The organism is Zoogloea sp. LCSB751 (assembly GCF_002028455.1).
Classification (GTDB): domain Bacteria; phylum Pseudomonadota; class Gammaproteobacteria; order Burkholderiales; family Rhodocyclaceae; genus Zoogloea.
On record NZ_MWUM01000159.1, the window covers coordinates 1 to 277 of the forward strand.

General features: G+C 40.8%; 1 protein-coding gene. It reads right to left on the reverse strand.

Annotated elements, in window-relative coordinates; genetic code table 11:
* Positions 1–277 (reverse strand): hypothetical protein (locus tag B4920_RS26170; protein ID WP_139379671.1); only part of this gene is annotated, 277 nt, incomplete at both ends.

The following is a 277-nucleotide window of genomic DNA, read 5'->3' on the forward strand; positions in this document are numbered from 1 at the left end:
GATTACTGTCACTTGCTGTTGGTCACGTAAATTGCCAAAGCTGTCGTACTGACGAACTGCAACTGTGTTTTTACCTGCAAGTAACGGCATACCAATAAAGTCTAAACCAGCAACTCCATGCTCTTGATAAGCTGCTTTTTTACCAATACGTTTTTCCGAAATTTGCTCGTCATTCACAAATAAACGGATGTCAGTTCCTAAAGCACCCTTCACCTGAATGGTTGCTTGTTGAGCAGGTAGCACTTGCTGTTCATTTAAATTCAAAATTGCAAGTTGG